Below are 14,045 nucleotides of genomic sequence, written 5' to 3'. Positions count from 1 at the left end.
GGCAGCGCCCGCGGCTTCGCGTGGGGAGGTTGAGCGGCCGGTGTTTTCGCAGTTGATGGGTGAGGAGGAGACGCTGTTCGACCACATCCAGCCGACTGCTGACACGACTCCGGACGCGCCAACCGACGTACCAGCTGGAAGGTACGGCGAGGGATCAGCGGATGCGGTGCCGCATCAAGGCCCGCCCGACGGGTTCACGATCAAGGGCAACGCGCAGTCGATGCTCTTCCACACGCCCGATTCGCCGTACTACGGCCGCACCAAGCCGGAGGTCTGGTTCCGCACCGAGGCCGACGCCGAGCGGGCCGGCTTCACCAAGTACACCCGCCGTCCGCGCAAGGCCGCGGACCCGCGCGACTGACCCTCGCGCGAACAACCCAGGGAGAGACCGTGCGACGCCAGCTCCATCTTCCCTTCATCGTCGGCCAGGACGAGGACGGCACCTGGATCGCCGAGGCCGCGCTCACCCCGGACATCTTCGTCTCCGGCGAAGGCGACACCCGCGAGTCCTCCCTCGACGACCTCCGCGTCCAGATCGCCCGCGTAGTAGCCGATTCCGGCGCCCCCGAACAACTCGTCGTCGACATCGACGTCCCCGACAACTGACCCCAGCCCAGTCCTACGATCTCGGCAACACTGAGTAACCAGGAGGCGTTGTGCAGCGCGACATCACTGTTTCCTTCCTCGTCGAGCAGGACGAGAACGGCACCTGGTGCGCCGAGGCGGCGCTGAGCCCCAAGTCGTTCGCCAACGGCGAGGGCGCTACGCGCGAGGCGGCCATCGAGGATCTGAAGGACGCGATCGCCATCCTCGCCGAGACCGTCGGCGTCCCGGAGCAGGTCACCGTCACGGTCGAGATCGAGGACTGATGGCGGCGCCGAAGAAGAGGCGCGAGGCCGAGCGGGAGCTCAAGAAGAAGGGCTTCACGATGCAGCCCGGACGTGGCAAGGGCAGCCACGAGGTCTGGAAGAACGCCAGCGGCGAGTCAGTCACCGTCCCGAAGCATGGAGACGAGATCGCGGCCGGTACCTGGAGGTCCATCGAGCGTCAGTCGCGAGAGGCCCAGCAACGAGCGGAAGCCCAGCAGCGGGCACAGCAGGCCGCGCAGGCGCAACGCGTGGCGAACCAGGGTGTCCGCCAGGCCGGTAGCGGCCAGGGACAAAGCGGGTCCGGCCAGCAGGACAACAAGGCTGGCAAGAAGCAGGGCCGTGGCAAGAGTCGCTGGAGTCGCGGCAGAGGTTGAGGTTGAGCGCTTCGGCCGACGTCCACATCGGACGTCGGCCGAACCGAGCATGAGGAGGAACCGATGGATTCTCAGGCTTCGTCGCCGCTCGAGCCGGATGCGCAGGAGCCGTTGGAGCCGGATGCTGTCATTCTGCCGGGGGAAGGGCTGGAGGGGCGGGGCGTCAATGCGGATGAGGCGTACCCGGGACTGCAGTCGGTGAATGTCAGGGGGCTGTTGCGGCGGTACCGGCGGGGTGGTGGTCGCGGTGGTGCGGCGCAGCAGACTGCTAAACAGCGTGAGGAGCGGTCGCCGCGGCGGTGATCCCGCCGGGGTGGACCGGCCGCGCCGAAGCCGGTCGCAGCTGCCGTCATCGAATCGCAGTACAGCCGGATCGCGAGCCCTATTTGCTTGTACTGGCAAAGGGCCGCCAGACTGTGCGGAACGCCTTGCGGACCCGTCCGGCCGACGGCGTCACCACATCATCGCTGTACCCCCGGGAGTTGTCCGGGCGCAACGCACTGCCCTCCCCTTTTAGGTGCGCCCGAACGGGGTACGGGACCTAAGGTTTGATGACACCCGATGGAGGTGAGCGTGACCGACATGCTGCCGGAGCAGCACCACGGACTGACGAAGAGTGACCCGCTGTGGTTCAAGCGGGCCGTCTTTTACGAGGTCCTCGTGCGGTCCTTCAAGGACTCGAACGCCGACGGCATCGGCGACCTGCAGGGCCTGACCGAGAAACTCGACTATCTCGAGTGGCTCGGAGTGGACTGCCTTTGGTTACCTCCGTTCTACCCGTCGCCGTTGCGCGACGGGGGTTACGACATCTCGGACTACACCGATGTGATGCCGGAGGTCGGGACGGTCGCCGACTTCGCGGAGTTCCTGCAGCAGGCCCACGCCCGCGGCATCCGGGTGATCGTCGACTTCGTGATGAACCACACCTCGGACCAGCACCCCTGGTTCCAGGCGTCGCGGGAGGACCCCGAGGGTCCGTACGGCGACTTCTACGTGTGGTCCGACACCGACGACAAGTACGCCGACGCCCGCATCATCTTCGTCGACACCGAGCAGTCGAACTGGACCTGGGACCCGGTGCGCGGCCAGTACTTCTGGCACCGGTTCTACTCCAACCAGCCGGACCTGAACTTCGAGAACCCGGCCGTCGGCGACGCGATGATCGAGGCGCTGAAGTTCTGGCTCGACCTGGGCGTCGACGGTTTCCGGCTGGACGCCGTGCCGTACCTGTTCGAGGTCGACGGCACGAACTGCGAGAACCTCCCGCGCACCCACGAGTTCCTGAAGCGGGTCCGCAAGGAGGTGGACGCGAACTACGAGGACCGCGTCCTGCTCTGCGAGGCGAACCAGTGGCCGGCCGACGTGGTCGAGTACTTCGGCGACCGCGACTCCGGCGGTGACGAGTGCCAGATGGCGTTCCACTTCCCGGTGATGCCGCGCATCTTCATGGGCGTACGGCGGGAGTCGCGGTTCCCGATCTCCGAGATCCTGGCCCAGACGCCGGAGATCCCGGACACCTGCCAGTGGGGCATCTTCCTGCGCAACCACGACGAGCTGACGCTCGAGATGGTCACCGACGAGGACCGCGACTACATGTGGTCGGAGTACGCGCAGGACCCGCGGATGAAGGCGAACATCGGCATCCGCCGCCGGCTCGCCCCGCTGCTGGACAACGACACCAACAAGATGGAGTTGTTCACCGCGCTGCTGCTCAGCCTGCCGGGCTCCCCGATCCTGTACTACGGCGACGAGATCGGCATGGGCGACAACATCTGGCTGGGTGACCGCGACGGCGTCCGCACCCCGATGCAGTGGTCCCCGGACCGCAACGCCTCGTTCTCGACCGCGACGCCGGGCAAGCTCAGCCTGCCGGTGATCATGGATCCGGTCTACGGCTTCCAGGCGGTGAACGTCGAGGCCGAGATGGAGAACGCCTCGTCGCTGCTGCACTGGACCCGGCGGATGATCCAGACCCGCAAGCAGCACCCGTCGTTCGGCATGGGCACCTTCACCGATCTGGGCGGCTCCAACCCGAGCGTGCTGTCGTACGTCCGGGAGTTCGGCGACGACGTGGTGCTGTGCGTGAACAACCTGTCGAGGTTCCCGCAGCCGATCGAGCTGGATCTGCGGCAGTGGCAGGGCGTCGAGCCGATCGAACTTCTCGGCGGCGTGCACTTCCCGACGATCGGCGAGTTGCCCTACCTTCTGACCCTCGGCGCCCACGGTTTCTACTGGTTCCGGCTGCCGGTGGCGAAGCCGGAAGCACAGTCGGAAAAGCATGAGGAGAGCATTTAAGTGACTTCCCATCTGGACCAGGTCCAGTCCTTCTGCTCGGGCCAGAGGTGGTTCGGCGAGAAGGGACACGACGTTCACGTCGAAGCGATGGCCACCTCGGCGTGGCTTTCGGACGCGGACGCCTGGCCCGCGGTCCGGATCGGGTTCGTCTACTGTGCGGGTCCACCCGGGGCGGAAACCCCGATCCGGGTGTACCAGCTGCCGCTCAGCTACCACCGCGAGCCGGTCGAGAACCTCGGCCACGCGCTGGTGGGTGAGTGGATCGAGCCGGACCTCGACGACACCGAGGTCTGGGTGTACGACGCGTTGCACGACAAGGAAGCGACGCCGTACTGGCTGGACGGGCTCACGCACGGACGGCAGCTGGACGGGCTGGAGTTCCATCCCGTCCAGGCGCCGGAAGGGTCGATCGAGGTGCCGGAGGACGCGCAGTCGCTGGTCCTCACGGTCGAGCAGAGCAACACGTCGCTGGTGTTCGGCGACGTCGCGCTGCTGAAGGTGTTCCGCCGCCTCGAGCCCGGGAGCAACCCGGGGGTCGAGATCGAGTCGGCGCTCACCGAGGCCGGGTCCGAACTGGTCCCGGCGGTGCTGGGGTCCGCGCGTGGTCGGTGGCCGCGCGCGGGCGGCGGTACCGACAGCGGCGAGCTGGCGATGATGACGGCGTTCCAGAAGAGCGCGACCGACGGCTGGACGTTCGCGACGTCGTCGGTGCGCGACCTGTACGCCGAGGCGGACCTGCACGCCGAGGAGGTCGGCGGGGACTTCGCCGCCGAGTCGCACCGGCTCGGCGCGAGCACGGCGCAGGTGCATTCCGAGCTCGCGAAGGCGCTCGGCACCGACATCTGGGAGCCGGCCAAGCTGGTCGAGCACGCGGCGGCGATGCGTCGCCGGCTCGAGAAGGCCGCTGCGGCGATCCCGGAGCTCGCGCCGTACGCCGACGGACTGGCGCGGGCGTTCGACGCGCTGGCGGCGTACGACCAGCCGGTGACGGTGCAGCGGATCCACGGCGACTTCCATCTCGGTCAGGTGCTGCGGACGATCGACGGCTGGAAGCTGATCGACTTCGAGGGTGAGCCGGCCAAGTCGCTGGTCGAGCGGCGGGCGCTGGACACCGAGGTGAAGGACATCGCCGGCATGCTGCGCTCGTTCGACTATGCGGCCCGGTCGCTGCTGGCCGATCACCAGGGCGACCAGCAGATCGCGTACCGCGCGGCGGAGTGGGCGACCCGCAACCAGCAGGCCTTCTGCGACGGGTACGCCGAGACGGCGGGCAGCGATCCGCGCGAGCACAGCGTGCTGCTGAACGCGTTCCTCGCGGACAAGGTCATCTACGAGACCCTCTACGAGGCCCGCAACCGCCCGAGCTGGCTGCAGATCCCGCTGTCGGCCGCCGCGCACCTGGCCGAACAGTAATAGCCCGAAATCTTTGACCGATTGTGTACTTCGGGACTCGTCGGGTACGGGGTGCGGTGTACAGGGTCTGGATCGGGCAGGATGGGGTTCATGGGAGAGCGTGAAGCTTTTGAGGTGCCGGTGGTGGCGGCCGACGAGCCTGTGGTGACAGCGGTTCCGGTCGCTCGGACCGATCTCGAACGACTGGTCGCCGGCACGTTCCACGATCCTCATCAGGTGCTCGGCCCGCATCTCGGCGAGCACGGCGTCACCGTCCGCGCGCTGCGCCCGTACGCGAACAGCGTGACCGTGCTGTACGACGGCCAGCGGCTCGATCTCCGGCACGAGCACGAGGGGATCTGGGTCGGCGTGCTCGATGTCGACAAGGTCCCGGACTACCGCCTCGAGGTCACCTACACCGACGGTCCCGCGACCGAGGTCGACGACCCGTACCGGTACCTCCCGTCGCTCGGCGAGGTCGACCTGCATCTGATCGGCGAGGGCCGCCACGAGCAGCTGTGGACCGTGCTCGGCGCCCACGTCCGGCGGTACGAGGGTCCGGGCGGCGCCGTGACCGGTACGTCGTTCGCGGTCTGGGCCCCGAACGCGCAGGGCATCCGGCTCACCGCCGACTTCAACTTCTGGGACGGCCGCGCGCATCCGATGCGCTCGCTCGGCGGCTCCGGCGTGTGGGAGCTGTTCGTGCCCGGCGTCGGCCCGGGTACGCGGTACAAGTTCGACATCTGCGGCCGTGACGGCGTCTGGCGGCAGAAGGCCGACCCGATGGCGAACCTGGCCGAGACTCCCCCGGCGAACGCGTCCGTCGTGCACGAGTCGACGTACGAGTGGAGCGACTCCGACTGGCTGGCCAGGCGCGCCGACGCGCAGGCGTACGCCGAGCCGATGAGCGTGTACGAGGTGCATCTCGGCTCGTGGCGCAAGGGCAGGTCGTACCGCGAGCTGGCCGACGAGCTCGTTGCCTATGTCAACGAGATGGGTTTCACCCATGTCGAGTTCATGCCGGTGATGGAGCACCCGTTCGGCGGTTCGTGGGGCTACCAGGTCACGTCGTACTTCGCGCCGACCTCGCGGTTCGGCGACCCGGACGACTTCCGGTTCCTGGTCGACCGGCTGCACCAGGCGGGTATCGGCGTACTCGTCGACTGGGTGCCGGCGCACTTCCCGAAGGACGCCTGGGCGCTGGCCCGGTTCGACGGTACGCCGCTCTACGAGCACCCCGACCCGCGCCGCGGCGAGCAGCCGGACTGGGGCACGTTGGTGTTCGACTTCGGCCGGCCGCAGGTGCGCAACTTCCTGGTCGCGAACGCGCTCTACTGGGCCGAGGAGTTCCACATCGACGGCCTGCGGGTGGACGCGGTCGCCTCGATGCTCTACCTGGACTACTCACGGCAGGAAGGGCAATGGGTGCCGAACCAGTTCGGCGGCCGCGAGAACCTGGAGGCGGTGTCGTTCCTCCAGGAGATGAACGCGACGCTCTACAAGCGGGTCCCGGGCGTGATCACGGTCGCGGAGGAGTCGACGTCCTGGCCGGGTGTCACGCGCGCGACGCATCTCGGCGGGCTCGGGTTCGGCTTCAAGTGGAACATGGGCTGGATGAACGACTCGCTCCGCTACCTGGAGCACGAGCCGGTGCACCGGCAGTACCACCACCACGAGCTGACGTTCTCGATGATGTACGCGTACTCCGAGAACTTCGTCCTCCCGCTGTCCCACGACGAGGTCGTGCACGGCAAGGGGTCGCTGCTGCGGAAGATGCCCGGCGACCGCTGGCAGCAGCTGGCGAACCTCCGCGCGTATCTCGCGATGATGTGGGCGCATCCGGGCAAGCAGCTGCTGTTCATGGGCTGCGAGTTCGGCCAGGAGTCGGAGTGGTCGGAGAAGGGCGAGCTGGACTGGTGGCTGCTGGAGCACAGCGACCACAAGGGCCTGCAGGACCTGGTCCGCGACCTGAACCGGGTCTACAAGGACAACCCGGCGTTCTGGCGGACCGACCACGACGCGGAGAAGTTCAGCTGGATCGACGCGAACGACGCCGGCAACAACGTGTTCTCGTTCCTGCGGTACGGCGCGGAAGGCGAGCCGACCGTGGCGTGTATCGCGAACTTCTCCGCGATCCCGCACCACGGCTACCGCCTCGGTCTGCCGTACGCCGGCCGCTGGGAGGAGGTCGTCAACACCGACGCCGCCTCGTACGGCGGATCCGGTGTGGGCAACTTCGGCGCGGTCGAGGCCAACGGCACGCCGTGGCACGGGTTGGACAGTAGCGCCGAGCTGTCCGTGCCACCCCTGGCGACGGTGTACCTGCGCTTCACCGGGTAGCGTTCACGGCGTGACCGCCGTACCGCCGCTGACCGATGGTGACCTGACCCTGCGACTGTTGCGCCACGATCCGAAGGTGATCGCCTTCGACGTCGAGAACGGCGCACCGGTCGGCACGGTCGAGGTACGCCGGACCACGCCTGGCGTCGGCCTGGTGGTCTGGGCGGTGGAGAACTCCGACGCGGCGCAGCGCGCGCTCCGGCTGGTGACCGAGTACGCGTTCGGTGAGCTCGGTCTGGAGCGGTTGCAGGTCGAGGTGGATCCTTCACTGCATGCCTCGGCCCGGGTCGCGGTGCGGTCGGGTTTCCGGCGGGAGGGCGTCCTGCGCGGGGCCGCGCTGGTGGAGGGCGAGCGCCGCGACGTCGCCGTGTACGGGATGCGCATCGACGATCCGCGTCCGGAGACGGTGACGGGCTGGACCGCGTTGATGGACTCGACGCTGCCGAAGAAGCGGGTGATCGCGCACGTCGTCGTACGCGACACCGGTGGACGGGTGCTGCTGTGCCAGGTCAGCTACAAGAAGGACCTGGAGCTGCCGGGCGGCGTGGTCGAGCCGGACGAGGACCCCGCGACGGGTGCGTCCCGGGAGATGGAGGAGGAGCTCGGTACGGCGCTCCCGCTGCTCGGCGTACTCGCGATCGACTGGCTGCCGCGCTGGGAGGGCTGGGGCGACGCCGTCGAGATCCTGTACGACGGCGGCGTACACGACCCGTCGCTGATCGACAGGTTGCAGCCGGACGGGTTCGAGATCCGGAGCATCTCGTGGCACGCACCGGACAAACTGGCCGGCCTGGTCTCGCCGCTCAACGCACGCCGGCTCCCGATGCTCCTGGACGCGCCGGACCAGCTCCACAACCTCAGAAACGGCTCACCGATCACCTCCTGAGCTGATTGACGCACCAGGAGTAGTGGCCGTCGCCGGCGTTCTCGTCGTAGATCGTGGCGGTGATGATCGCGTACGCCCGCCGGTACAGCCGCATCCGCTCTCGATCGTGCCCGAGTTCCTCGAACCGGGCGGTGAGCAGGTCGTCGAGCCGGCGCGCATCGGGCGAGTACATGTCGAAGAACCCCGCCGCGAGCGACGCCTCGAACGTGCTGTCCCCTGCGGTCGACAGGAATCCCCAGTCCAGCACGGCCGCCACCCGCGGCCCATCCATCAGCAGGTTGGGCGGACAGATGTCCCCGTGCACAACGCTCGACGCGTCCTCCAGCTGGGTCAGGCCGTACAGCACGTCGTCCAGCAGTGCTGGGAAACCGGAGACATCACGCTCCAGGTGAGCACGGGACGCTTCGGCGCGACGTCGTACCAGGCCCGCCAGACTCTCACCCCAGGACCGCCCCCAGAACGGCTGCCCCACTACCGGCATCCCTTTGCTCGCCGGGCCAGGCCGCACTTCGCGCAACGCCTCCACGACCGCGACAAACGCATCGAGTGCAACGTCTTCCGGCAGCCCGGCCTCGTGCAGCGGCACCCCGGTCAGCTTGTCCTCGACGCTGACCGCGAGCCCGTCCTCCCCCGCTGTGATCTCCCGGATCCGCGGCGTCCGGAAGGGCAGCTCCGGCAACTCGTCGAGGAACGCCTGCAACGGGCGCACGTCCTCCGGCCGCCGATCGAACCAGACCTTCCGCACGGTCCCGTCGCCGAGATCGTAGACGGCGCCTTCCATCCCCTGCCCGATGAGCTCCACCGGACCGACCCTATCGGCCCCGTCCAGACAGATCCGTTAGCGGATGAAGCGGATCGTCAGCGGATAGGTGTAGTCGTTCCCACCGGAGGCGGCGACCGTCGCGAGGATGATCACCACCAGCGCCGCGATCGCGCCGATCACGACCAGCGGTACGACGATCAGCACGCCGAGCCCGAACGTGATGAAGATCAGCACCGCCGCGAGCGCCGAGTAGATCAGCAGCGAGATCTGGAAGTTCAGCGACTCCACCGCGTGCCGCCGTACGAAGTCCGAGCGGTCCCGGAAGACCAGCCAGATGATCAGCGGGCACAGGAACCCCATCGCCAGCCAGGCCGCGATCAGCACACCGATGTGCGCGACCATCGCCCACGTGCGTTCTTCAGAGCCGGACAGCGGCGTGCTCATGCTCCAGTCAAGCACACCGATTCCTTTTCGCGGTGTCCTCGGTCAATACCGGTGACAGACCTGCAACGAATGGGATGCACGATGGTGCTGGAGCTGGAGACGCGATGACTCAGGGAGCTGTGATGGAGGACGAGGCCGAGTTCGCTGGTCGGACCGAGCCTTTCCGCAAGGAGTTGCTGGCGCACTGCTACCGGATGCTTGCGTCCGTGCACGAGGCCGAGGACGCGGTACAGGAAACCTACCTCCGGGCGTGGCGGTCCTGGTCGTCCTTCGAAGGCCGCTCGTCGGTGCGCGTCTGGCTGTACCGCATCGCGACCAACGTGAGCCTCACCGCGCTCGAGCAGCGCGGCCGACGCGCGTTGCCGTCCGGTCTGGGAGCACCTGCCACCGACCTCAGCCCGGGCGTACCGCCGGACGATCCAGCGGTGCGCTTCGTGGAGCCGATCGCCGAGACCCTGGTCCTCTCCGATCCGGCGTCGATCGTCACCGTCCGGGAGAGCCTGCGGCTGGCGCTGATCGCCGCCCTGCAGTACCTGCCGCCGAAGCAGCGCGCCGTACTGATCCTGCGAGACGTCCTCGCGTTCCCGGCCGCCGAGGTCGCCACGATGCTCGACACGTCGGTCGCGGCCGTGAAGAGCACGCTGCAACGCGCCCGTGCCAGCTTGGACGAGAAGGCGCCGACACAAGGTGAGGTCTCGGCGCCCACCGATCCTGAATCGCTAGCACTGCTAGACGACTACATCGCCGGTTTCGAGAACGCTGACACCGCCGCCCTCGAACGCGCTCTCCGTGCGGACGCGGCGATCGAGATGGTCGGTACGACGGCCTGGTTCAACGGTCGCGTGATGTGCATGCGCTTGCTGGCTTCCGCGGTCGGCGCACCGGGTGACTGGCGGATGATCCCGATCACCGCGAACGGCCAGCCCGCGGTCGGCAGCTACTTCAAGGGCGACCCGTACGGCGTCGCCGTACTCACGCCCACTCCGACCGGAATCACCCATATCCACGTCTTCAGCACGCCGAGTCTCGTCACGTACTTCGGCCTGCCGCCTAAAGCTCCTGCACGGTAAGACGCGCGCGGCGGCTCGTGCTGATGAGAGCCAGCGCCAGTACGACGAGACCCATTGCGAGCGTCGGCCACCAGACGATGTGCTCGGCGCGGACGAACCGTCGCGGATCGGTCTTCGCGGTGGCGCCGACGATCGATCCGGCGATCGCGACACCGAGCGACGTACCGGTCTGCCGCCCGACCGAGGCGAGCGAACCGGCCAGACCGGCCATCGACCCGGGCATCCCGGACACCGCCGAGTTCGCGATCGGCGGGTTGATGGTGCCGAGGAAGACACCGAAGAACAGGAAGACCGCGAGCACGTGGGGCAGCGGTGTGGACGCCTGGATCGTGAGGGACGCCAGCGCTCCGAGTGTCAGCGCCGTACCGGCGACGACGAGCGGCAGGCGTGGGCCGCGCGCGCCGACGACCCGGCCCGTCAGCGGTGAAAGGACGCAGATGAGGAGACCGACGGGCAGCAGGCACAGGCCGGCGTCCAGGGCGGACAGGTGGCGAACGCTCTGCAGGTAGAGCGTGGTGACGAACAGGAACGCGCCGAACCCGGTGTAGGCGAACATCGCGATCACCACCGCCGAGCTGAACGGGACGCTGCGGAACAGGCCGAGTTCGAGCAAGGGCTCCGCGCGGCGGTGTTCGTACGCGATCAGGAGCACCGCGGCGACGGCGGCCGCGACGATCAACGGCGTACGCCACCCGTTGTCCTCGATGATCGCGGACACCACGCTGCCGAGGAGTACGACGACCAGGAGCTGGCCGATCGGGTCGAAGCGGCGGCCGTGGGCGGCGCGGGACTCGGGCACGAACAAGCTGGTGAAGATCACCGCGAGCACGACGATCGGCAGGTTCACCCAGAAGATCGACCGCCAGCCGAGACCGTCGACGAGCGCGCCGCCGAGGATCGGGCCGAGGACGAGCGAGAGGCCGGCGGTCGCGCCGAAGATCCCGATCGCGCGGGCCCGCTCGGCGCGCTCCGGGAACACAGTCACCACGATCGCCATCGCGACCGGGTTCAGCAGCGTGCCGCCGACGGCCTGGACGGCTCGGGCGGCGATCAGCGCCTCGATGCTCGGGGCGAGGCTGCAGAGGAGCGAGCCAAGGCCGAACACGGTCAGACCGAGGCGGAACATGCGCTTGCGGCCGTACCGGTCCGCGGTGGAGCCGGCCAGCAGCAGGAAGCTCGCCAGCACCAGCGTGTAGGCGTCGACGGTCCACTGCAGACCGGCCGTCGAGGCGCCGAGATCGTCCCGGATCGCGGGCAGCGCCATGTTCACGATCGAGATGTCCATGACCGAGATCAGCAGGCTCGCGCAGCAGATCGCGAGCACGACGTACCGGCGGGCACTGGCCGTTTCCTGGAGCGTTGGAAGCGTCATATCACCACGCTAGGATTTAGAGCGTGCTCGAAGTCAATGAACGCGGGATCAGCATCGCCGAAGCCGCCGAACGCACCGGCGTCAGCGTCCACACGCTGCGGTACTACGAGCGCGCCGGCCTGGTCGTCACCACCGTCGACCGCACCGCCGGCGGGCGCCGCCGCTACCGCCAGATCGACCTGGACTGGATCAAGATCTGCACGAAGTTCCGCGCCACCGGGATGCCGATCCGCACCATCCGCCGGTACGCCGAACTCGTCACCGCCGGCCGCGGCAACGAGAAGGACCGCCTCGAACTCCTCGAGACCCACCGCGCCGAGATCCTCACCCAGCTGGCCGACCTCACCGAGAGCCTCGAACTCATCGACCACAAGATCGACGTCTACCGAGGCCGCATGCAAGCCGGCGACGCCGACCAACTCTGGGCCCCTCGCGAGTAACCCACCACTCGCGGCCCAACTCCCTTCAGGGTCAGTCCCCGAGGTGGTCTCAGCGGCTCAAGTTGGTGAGGCGGGTGGTGAGGAAGCGCCGTTCGGTCTCGTTGGCGGTCAGGCGAATCGCCTGCTCGTAGGCCTCGGCCGCTTCCCCGACACGGCCAAGCCTGGTGAGGACGTCGGCCCGGGTCGCGGGAAGGTAGGCGTACGTCGCGAGCGCGGGCTCCTTGCTCAAGGCATCCAGTTCGACCAGGACCGCCTCGAGATCGGCTCCCGGAACCAGACTGCGCGCGGCCACCCGATTGAGCGCCACGATCGGGGTAGGCCAGCTCACCATCATCGCGTCGTACATCCTGACCACCTGCCCCCAGTCCGTCTTCTCCCACGACGGCGCCGTCACATGCAGACCGGCAACCGCCGCCTGCAACGCGAACCACCCATGCCCGCGCTGCAATGCCGCCGTCGCCCGGGAGACGCCCTCCGCCAACAGCTTCACGTCCCACCGCGAGCGGTCCTGATCCGCCAGAAGCACCAGTTCACCGTCCGCACTGACCCGCGCGTCACCGCGCGCCTCGGTCATCAGCAGCAGCCCTAGCAGTGCTAGCGGTTCTGGCTCGTCCGGCATCAAACGCTCCAGCATCCGCGCCAGCTCGATCGCCCGCCCGGTCAGATCGGTCCGTGTCAGCTCCACCCCCGTGGCGACGTACCCCGCCGTGTAGACCAGATGTACGACGGTCAGCACTACATCCATCCGCGCCGGCAACTCGTGATCCGCCGGGATGCGATACGGAATCCCGGCCGCCGCGATCTTCTTCTTCGCCCGGGTGATCCGCGCCGCCGCCGTCGCCTCGCCGATCAGCAGCACCGCGGCAACCTCGCGGGTGGTCAACCCGCAGATCAGCCGCAACGTCAACGCCACCTGCGATTCCCGCGCCAACGCCGGGTGGCAGCAGGTGAACACCAGCCGCAACGGATCCGTCGGCTGCTCGGCATCGTCAGGCTGCTCGGCGTCTGGCTGCTCCACCAGAAGCGGCAGCTTCCGCCGCAGATTCGTCTCCCGCCGCAGCCGGTCCAGCGCCAGGCGTCGAGCGACGGTCGTCAGCCAGCCGGCCGGATTGTCCGGAATCCCGTCCGGCCAGGTACGCAGCGCCTGGACGAACGCGTCCTGTGTGCAGTCCTCCGCGAGATCCAGGTCCCTGGTCAGCCGCACCACGGACGACAGCACCGTCGACCAACTCTCCCGGTGCACCCGGTCCACGACCCGGGTCACCTCGACCGCCTCCGTCACCATCTCTCCTGTCCCCCTGCCCGTGGGTACGCCGACGGGACGGAACGCCGGCGTACCCGGGTCGAACGGCATGATCAGGCCGATCGCGATCGCCGGTCAGGCCGGCGGCGCCGCGTCCTCGGACGTCGGCATCACGGGCCGGACCTCGATGTTGCCGGACGGGCACAGCTTGGCCAGCTCCAGCGCCTGGTCGAGGTCACGCGCCTCGATCACGTAGTACCCGCCGAGCGCCTCCCGCGTCTCGATGAACGGCCCGTCGGTTACCAGCGGCTCGGCACCCTCGCGCTTCTTGACCGTGCTCGCCGTACTGGACCGCTCCAGCGCTTCCCCGCCGAGGATCCGCGCCCCGGCCTGCTCCACCGCCGCCGCGAACTCGCCGTGCAACTTCATCGCCTGCTGCCACTCGTCGCGCGTCAGGTTGTCGTACCACTCCTCGCTGTCGAACAGCAGGAACATGTACTGCGCCATCTCAGGCTCCCTCGTTGATGTCTACTTGGACATCTTGCTGACGATCGTCG

At 68.3% G+C, this 14,045-nt stretch carries 16 protein-coding genes; 11 read left to right on the top strand and 5 right to left on the bottom strand.

Features of this window, described 5'->3' with window-relative positions:
- The first annotated feature begins 40 nt into the window (after positions 1-40).
- The 9 genes from EV651_RS38645 to EV651_RS38605 all read left to right on the top strand — a co-directional run bounded on the left by EV651_RS38645 (position 41) and on the right by EV651_RS38605 (position 8,156).
- Positions 41-361: a hypothetical protein gene (locus EV651_RS38645; protein WP_133790735.1), complete on the top strand. Its 321-nt coding sequence runs from the start codon at positions 41-43 to the stop codon at positions 359-361.
- Between the two features lie 29 nt (positions 362-390).
- Positions 391-606 carry a hypothetical protein gene (locus tag EV651_RS38640; protein ID WP_133790733.1) on the top strand — a complete coding sequence of 72 codons (216 nt, stop codon included), beginning with the start codon at positions 391-393 and terminating at the stop codon, positions 604-606.
- A 50-nt stretch (positions 607-656) separates the two neighbouring features.
- The gene (locus tag EV651_RS38635; protein ID WP_133790731.1) at positions 657-869 is read left to right on the top strand and encodes a hypothetical protein; all 213 of its coding nucleotides are present in this window, start codon (positions 657-659) and stop codon (positions 867-869) included.
- Positions 869-1,243: a type II toxin-antitoxin system HicA family toxin gene (locus tag EV651_RS38630; protein WP_133790729.1), complete on the top strand. Its 375-nt coding sequence runs from the start codon at positions 869-871 to the stop codon at positions 1,241-1,243. The genes EV651_RS38635 and EV651_RS38630 overlap by 1 nt, the downstream gene beginning before the upstream one ends.
- 63 nt (positions 1,244-1,306) lie before the next feature.
- Positions 1,307-1,546, top strand: a complete 240-nt coding sequence (locus EV651_RS38625; RefSeq protein ID WP_133790727.1) for a hypothetical protein — start codon at positions 1,307-1,309, stop codon at positions 1,544-1,546.
- A 258-nt stretch (positions 1,547-1,804) separates the two neighbouring features.
- Positions 1,805-3,538, top strand: coding sequence for a maltose alpha-D-glucosyltransferase (gene treS / locus EV651_RS38620; RefSeq protein ID WP_133790726.1), 1,734 nt, complete (start codon positions 1,805-1,807; stop codon positions 3,536-3,538).
- Entirely contained in the window at positions 3,539-4,951 is a 1,413-nt protein-coding gene (locus EV651_RS38615) for an aminoglycoside phosphotransferase (protein ID WP_133790724.1), read from the top strand. It abuts the gene before it with no gap.
- A gap of 90 nt (positions 4,952-5,041) precedes the next feature.
- Complete coding sequence (glgB, locus tag EV651_RS38610) at positions 5,042-7,270, top strand: 1,4-alpha-glucan branching protein GlgB (RefSeq protein ID WP_133790722.1); 2,229 nt, start codon at positions 5,042-5,044, stop codon at positions 7,268-7,270.
- Between the two features lie 10 nt (positions 7,271-7,280).
- On the top strand, positions 7,281-8,156 hold the full coding sequence (locus EV651_RS38605) for a GNAT family N-acetyltransferase (protein WP_133790720.1): 876 nt from the start codon (positions 7,281-7,283) through the stop codon (positions 8,154-8,156).
- Here EV651_RS38605 and EV651_RS38600 read toward each other — a convergent pair.
- Positions 8,146-8,958, bottom strand: coding sequence for a phosphotransferase family protein (locus tag EV651_RS38600; protein ID WP_133790719.1), 813 nt, complete (start codon positions 8,956-8,958; stop codon positions 8,146-8,148). The genes EV651_RS38605 and EV651_RS38600 overlap by 11 nt on opposite strands.
- Before the next feature lie 36 nt (positions 8,959-8,994).
- Complete coding sequence (locus EV651_RS38595) at positions 8,995-9,378, bottom strand: DUF4870 domain-containing protein (protein WP_133790717.1); 384 nt, start codon at positions 9,376-9,378, stop codon at positions 8,995-8,997.
- 89 nt (positions 9,379-9,467) lie between these two features.
- Between EV651_RS38595 and EV651_RS38590 the strand changes: the two genes are divergently transcribed.
- A complete protein-coding gene (locus EV651_RS38590) occupies positions 9,468-10,433 on the top strand; it encodes an RNA polymerase subunit sigma-70 (RefSeq protein ID WP_133790716.1) in 966 nt (321 codons plus the stop codon).
- Here the strand turns inward: EV651_RS38590 and EV651_RS38585 are convergent.
- Positions 10,414-11,805, bottom strand: coding sequence for an MFS transporter (locus EV651_RS38585; RefSeq protein WP_133790714.1), 1,392 nt, complete (start codon positions 11,803-11,805; stop codon positions 10,414-10,416). The genes EV651_RS38590 and EV651_RS38585 overlap by 20 nt on opposite strands.
- A gap of 23 nt (positions 11,806-11,828) precedes the next feature.
- On the opposite strand from EV651_RS38585, the gene EV651_RS38580 reads away from it, so the two are divergent.
- A complete protein-coding gene (locus tag EV651_RS38580) occupies positions 11,829-12,245 on the top strand; it encodes a MerR family transcriptional regulator (protein ID WP_133790712.1) in 417 nt (138 codons plus the stop codon).
- Between the two features lie 49 nt (positions 12,246-12,294).
- Here the strand turns inward: EV651_RS38580 and EV651_RS38575 are convergent, their stop codons facing one another.
- Both EV651_RS38575 and EV651_RS38570 read right to left on the bottom strand, forming a co-directional pair.
- A complete protein-coding gene (locus tag EV651_RS38575; RefSeq protein ID WP_370354083.1) occupies positions 12,295-13,599 on the bottom strand; it encodes an RNA polymerase sigma factor in 1,305 nt (434 codons plus the stop codon).
- 24 nt (positions 13,600-13,623) lie between these two features.
- Positions 13,624-13,995: a YciI family protein gene (locus EV651_RS38570; RefSeq protein ID WP_133790709.1), complete on the bottom strand. Its 372-nt coding sequence runs from the start codon at positions 13,993-13,995 to the stop codon at positions 13,624-13,626.
- Between the last annotated feature and the right edge of the window lie 50 nt (positions 13,996-14,045).

This window comes from Kribbella sp. VKM Ac-2571 (assembly GCF_004362255.1).
In the GTDB taxonomy this organism is placed as follows: domain Bacteria; phylum Actinomycetota; class Actinomycetes; order Propionibacteriales; family Kribbellaceae; genus Kribbella; species Kribbella pratensis.
This window is presented reverse-complemented; position numbering and strand designations above follow the sequence as displayed.

Excerpts from the sequence above, each read along its gene's own strand:
- EV651_RS38570 (WP_133790709.1), bottom strand. The coding sequence starts at position 13,995 with ATGGCGCAGTACATGTTCCTGCTGTTCGACAGCGAGGAGTGGTACGAC.
- EV651_RS38585 (WP_133790714.1), bottom strand. The coding sequence starts at position 11,805 with ATGACGCTTCCAACGCTCCAGGAAACGGCCAGTGCCCGCCGGTACGTC.
- treS (WP_133790726.1), top strand. The coding sequence starts at position 1,805 with ATGGAGGTGAGCGTGACCGACATGCTGCCGGAGCAGCACCACGGACTG.
- EV651_RS38590 (WP_133790716.1), top strand. The coding sequence starts at position 9,468 with ATGACTCAGGGAGCTGTGATGGAGGACGAGGCCGAGTTCGCTGGTCGG.
- EV651_RS38575 (WP_370354083.1), bottom strand. The coding sequence starts at position 13,599 with ATGCCGTTCGACCCGGGTACGCCGGCGTTCCGTCCCGTCGGCGTACCC.
- EV651_RS38630 (WP_133790729.1), top strand. The coding sequence starts at position 869 with ATGGCGGCGCCGAAGAAGAGGCGCGAGGCCGAGCGGGAGCTCAAGAAG.
- glgB (WP_133790722.1), top strand. The coding sequence starts at position 5,042 with ATGGGAGAGCGTGAAGCTTTTGAGGTGCCGGTGGTGGCGGCCGACGAG.
- EV651_RS38625 (WP_133790727.1), top strand. The coding sequence starts at position 1,307 with ATGGATTCTCAGGCTTCGTCGCCGCTCGAGCCGGATGCGCAGGAGCCG.